Genomic DNA, 5,107 nt, shown 5'->3' with positions numbered 1-5,107 from the left:
GATATCCATGTGCTCCATGTAGTTCTGCACCATCAACACCTGCTGCCTTTGCACGTTTTGCTCCTGCAATGAATTTTTCAATAACACTCTCTACTTCCTCTGTTGTCATCTCATGTGTTTCTTGTCCACAAACACCACATGATTTTGAAGAAGAAGACCAAACAGGTTCATTACTATTTAGATTTGAGAACGTCTCTCTTCCTGGATGATGTAGTTGCACAAGCACTTTAACATCTTCATCATGAATCGCTTGTACTGCTTTTGCAAGTGGTTCAATCTGTTCATCTCTTGCAACGCTTGCTTGCCATGGTGCTGCAACTCCATGTTCATCATCGACGCGTGTATTTTCCATAATAATCATACCAACGCCGCCTTTTACACGTTCCATTAAATATGCTAGAAAATCCTCTCCAACACATTGTTTGTCATCAGAAACTCCCATTGCTAGTGGACACATTACTACACGGTTCTTAATAGATAAGTTACCAATCTTTCCTGGCTCAAATAATTTCGAATACTTCATATGTACTATTCTCTCCTTTACTCATGTCAAATATAAAGTGTGCAGTTACCTTTCTAATAGACAAAAGGCACAGATACCTAGATAAGTACTCCCACTAACCTAATAACTGCGCCCTTGCACATTCAGTATATGACACTCGGAATTTAATGTCAATATAGGAATTTGTTCAAAATAATTTTAGTATAATTTTCATTTTCACTGGTAATACTACCTCTTGTAAAACCAAATTTAAGGAGGTATTTTTCATGCCAAGTTTATTATGTACTGTTTCAAGTTGCAGATACAATGATGAAAAATTATGTAGTTTAAATACAATTGATGTTTCAGGTGGTGCAACAAAAGAAAACACTTGCTGTAGTAGCTTTTCTGAGGCTTCAGGCTCTTCAAACTGTACTGGTTGTGGCACTTCAGAAACTAGTATCTATTGTCAAGCTCATGACTGCACACACAATGGAAATTCTACATGTCACGCTGATAGTGTAGATGTCTGTTCAGATGGCCATGCTTGTGAGTGCAAAGAAACAGCTTGTAATACTTACGCTCAAGCTTAGGAAATCAAAACTATTTGAAGCAAGTTCATTATCTAACTATCCAAAAACGACATTGCTAACTTGAACCTCATTCTAATTAGCAATGTCATTTCTATTTTTATCTATAAATCCCATACTCGAATTTCTTCATACGGATTTGTCTTCGCCAGTCCAATCCGTGTGACCGTTCCGCTAAACATCTTATAATTATTCTGTAACGTTTTGAATGCCAAAAGCATCTCCTCTATGGATAATTTCTTTGCTATCGTCGTATGCGGCATCCATTGCATTGGCAAATAAAATCTACTCATTGAAACATGATCTACAGAGGATATCGTTTCATGTACAAGTACAGATAAAGAATGTAAGTATTCACTTAATACAACTGACAGAAATATAACATGAGGATTAAAAACACCGATAGAAACCCATTGCAACATACCACGTTTCATCTCATGAACTTTATGGTCAAGCCGTTCTATCACTTCTGCTATGCTATCCTCCCTAGGGGATTCAAATGCTGCTATCGTTATATGAGGTGGCACTTTTGTTTCTATCATATATGAATTACCTGATTTCTTCGCTACTTTATCCACTAATTCTTGAATTGTTTGGTTCGTCTTTTCATCAAAATATATTGAAATCAAATACATATTCAAATACTCCTTTGCTATTTGAAAAACTTCTCTTGCTTCTATCATAACCAAATCTAATGCCAATCGCAAGATAATATCCCCCATACAGGCTTGTAAAACCTTTTTTACACTGATATAATTCGACTTAATTGATTATTATTCATACTAAATACATAAGAATACTATGTATAGTAAAATTTTGCATAGAAACACTCATACTACAGGGGGAAACACAATGAAAAAACACACGAAATACCTATCCTATATTCTCATTCTAACTTCACTACTGCTTCTTATAACAGGCTGTTCAAACAAAAGCACTCCTTCATCAACAGCTACGGAACATGATAAAACAAACGTTGTCATCGCAATATCCTCAGAACCAACTACACTTGACCCTTGTATTGGATGCGAACATGGTACAACACCTTTAATCCAAAGCACACTCGTTGAGTATAATCAAGATATGACATTTACGAACGATTTAGCAACAGATTATACCGTTAGTGATGATGGTTTAACATGGAGCTTTACGATTCGAAACGATGTTACATTTACAGACGGTGAACCTTTAACTGCTTCTGACGTTGCTTTCACTTTCAATAACGCCAAAGCCATTCAATCCACTCTTGATTTAACATTTATGGATTATGCCGTGGCAACTTCTGATTATACAGTAATATTTACTCTAAACAGACCAACGTCTACTTTCCTAAATACAATTGCAATTACTGGAATTGTTCCTGAACATGCGTACAATGAAAACTATGGAACTGCTCCTATTGGTTCTGGGCCTTTTATGTTTGTTCAATGGAATAAAGGGGAACAGCTCATGTTAAAAGCAAATGAAAATTACTATGGAACCGTTCCAAGTATCAAAAACATTACTATCGTCTTTATGACGGAAGATGCTGCCTTTGCTGCTACGAAAGCTGGCCAAGTAGATGTAGCTCTTACATCAGCTACACTAGCCACAACGGATATCTCTGGCTATTACTTAAAAACAGTAACTTCACTTGATAATCGTGGTTTTACACTACCACTTATGCCAAACGAGGGAAAGACAACAGAAAGCGGATTCCCTTATGGAAACAATGTAACTTGTAATCTTGAAATTCGTCATGCATTAGCATATGGAATTGACCGTGAACAGATTGCCAAAGTAGCATTAAATGGATTCGCTGACCCTGCCTATTCTGAAAATGATGGTATGCCTTGGAATAACTCTGAGGTTATAATCGATACTGATAAAGAATATGCCAAAAAACTTCTAGCTAACAATGGCTGGGTTGATACTGATCATGATGGAATCGTTGAAAAAGATGGTCTAAAAGCAGAATTTACTTGTATCTATCCTGCTGGTGACTCCTTCCGTCAAGCCGTTGCTCTTGCTGCTTCTACGGAAGCGAAGGAACTTGGAATCAACATTATTGTAGAGGGAACAAGTTGGGATGATATTTCCAAAAGAATGTTTTGTGATGCTGTGCTTATGGGTTGGGGTTCTTCTAATCCTTATACAAGTTATTGTCTATATCATTCAGATAATATGTTGCAAGATGACTATTACAATCCAGAAGGCTATTCAAACAAAGCAGTTGATTCTTATCTTGATGCCGCAATGAAATCTCTTACCCCAGAGGATGCTTATGAAAACTGGAAGAAAGCGCAATGGGATGGCAGCACTGGAACAGCTATGAAAGGGGATTGTCCTTGGGTTTGGCTTGTGAATATGCATCATCTATACTATGTTCGTAAAGGTCTGGATATTGGCAATCAGCAATTACATCCTCATGGAGATTCTATGCCTCTTTTGCAAAACCTAAGAAACTGGACATGGACAGATTAGGAGGAATTTTATTTGAATGTAAACAGATACATTAAAACAGTAATTAAATATGTTTTAAGAGCGTTCTCTCTTTTATTTGCAGTCAGTGTAATTGCATTTACATTAGTAAAGCTCTCTCCTGTTGATCCCGTTGGGCAATATATCCTAGGTACGGAAACCGTTTCAGCAGAACACCGTGCAGAGCTTGAAGAATACTGGGGGGTAAATGAGCCTCCAGTAAAGCAGTTCTTCCACTGGTTTGTTGCCCTACTTCATGGTGATATGGGAACTTCTATCCTTTATAAGATGCCTGTACTAACACTTATTAAAGAGAAATTTCTTAATACACTAGCACTTATGATTTGCGCTTGGACATTCTCTGGAATTATCGGGTTTTCTCTCGGCTGTGTGATGGGTGCAACAAAAGATACGCTATGTGACCGAACGATAAAGAAGCTATGCCTTTTACTATGCTCTATACCTACATTTTGGCTTGGATTACTACTACTCCTTGTGTTTTCTGTTTGGTTGGGTCTGTTTCCGATTGGATTTAGCTCTCCTATCGGAGTATTGAACCAAGATGTTAGTATCTGGCAACAGATTTATCATCTTTTTCTTCCAGCACTGTCACTTAGCCTTATGTCCTTTGCAAATGTTGCCCTACATACAAGACAAAAACTGATTGATGTTTTAGAAAGTGACTATGTTCTCTTTGCCAAAGCAAGGGGAGAAGGACGTTTCACAATATTAAGACGACATGGACTTCGCAATATCCTATTACCTGCTCTTACACTACAATTTGCTTCCTTTGCTGAATTATTCGGTGGCTCTGTACTAGCAGAGAATGTATTTTCCTATCCTGGGCTTGGTTCTGCGGTCTCTGCTGCCGGGCTAAACTCCGATGTACCACTACTTCTTGGAATTACATTATTCAGTGCTCTCTTTGTATTTACCGGCAACCTGATTGCCAATGTACTCTATGGTGTGATTGACCCTAAAATCAAGGAAGAGCAGGACTAAATTAACACAGTTACCCTATCTATTTCTGGGGGCGACTCTTGTGAAAATCAAGATTTTACATATGCAATAAGAAAGGCATAGTTATCTATATGAACAAACGAAAAAAACTATTTATACTTACAATAATAATGGTATTAATTCTTATTAGTACCTACATCGTTGGCTATTGCATTCCGGAAGATGCTACCGCTGTTGATTTCGCCAATGCCAAATTAAAACCATCATGGCAACACCTTTTTGGAACAGATTGGCTTGGCAGAGATTTGTTCGCCCGCACAATGAAAGGGCTTCGCACAAGCATAACAGTTGGACTTGTTGCTTCCGCAATTAGTGCTGTTATTGCTTTGCTTATCGGCATTGCTTCTGCTGTCGGCTCAAAAACACTCGATGCTTTTATTAACTGGGTGATTGACCTTGTAATGAGTGTTCCCCATCTCATACTAATTATGTTAATATCCTTTGCCTGTGGCCGAGGATTAAAGGGCTTGCTGATTGGAATCGCTGTTACCCATTGGACTAGTCTTGCAAGATTAATACGTGCAGAAGTGTTACAACTTCGCACAGAACATTACAT

The 5,107-nt window shown here is 37.9% G+C and carries 6 protein-coding genes; 4 read left to right on the top strand and 2 right to left on the bottom strand.

Annotation, left to right across the window (positions count from 1 at the left end):
• Nucleotides 1-523, bottom strand: a 523-nt coding sequence (locus RMR19_RS16895) for an oxidoreductase (RefSeq protein WP_442871550.1), incomplete at its 3' end; no start/stop codon positions are given.
• 245 nt (nucleotides 524-768) lie between these two features.
• Here RMR19_RS16895 and RMR19_RS16890 point away from each other — a divergent pair.
• Nucleotides 769-1,074: a DUF1540 domain-containing protein gene (locus RMR19_RS16890; protein ID WP_310604676.1), complete on the top strand. Its 306-nt coding sequence runs from the start codon at nucleotides 769-771 to the stop codon at nucleotides 1,072-1,074.
• Between the two features lie 101 nt (nucleotides 1,075-1,175).
• Here the strand turns inward: RMR19_RS16890 and RMR19_RS16885 are convergent, their stop codons facing one another.
• Nucleotides 1,176-1,793 carry a 2'-5' RNA ligase family protein gene (locus tag RMR19_RS16885; RefSeq protein ID WP_310604675.1) on the bottom strand — a complete coding sequence of 206 codons (618 nt, stop codon included), beginning with the start codon at nucleotides 1,791-1,793 and terminating at the stop codon, nucleotides 1,176-1,178.
• Between the two features lie 130 nt (nucleotides 1,794-1,923).
• Here RMR19_RS16885 and RMR19_RS16880 point away from each other — a divergent pair, with 130 nt between their 5' ends.
• From RMR19_RS16880 to RMR19_RS16870, 3 genes are all read left to right on the top strand, one after another.
• Complete coding sequence (locus RMR19_RS16880; RefSeq protein ID WP_310604674.1) at nucleotides 1,924-3,534, top strand: ABC transporter substrate-binding protein; 1,611 nt, start codon at nucleotides 1,924-1,926, stop codon at nucleotides 3,532-3,534.
• Nucleotides 3,535-3,546: 12 nt separating this feature from the next.
• Nucleotides 3,547-4,533 (top strand): ABC transporter permease, encoded by a 987-nt coding sequence (locus RMR19_RS16875; protein WP_310604673.1) that lies wholly within the window; start codon nucleotides 3,547-3,549, stop codon nucleotides 4,531-4,533.
• Between the two features lie 89 nt (nucleotides 4,534-4,622).
• The coding region (locus tag RMR19_RS16870) for an ABC transporter permease (protein WP_310604672.1) at nucleotides 4,623-5,107 on the top strand (485 nt) is incomplete at its 3' end.

The sequence above is a fragment of the Anaerosporobacter sp. genome (genome assembly GCF_031551385.1).
Taxonomy (GTDB): Bacteria; Bacillota; Clostridia; order Lachnospirales; family Lachnospiraceae; genus Anaerosporobacter.
The sequence above is the reverse complement of the archived record's forward strand: the minus strand, read 5'-3'. Positions and strand labels throughout refer to the sequence as shown.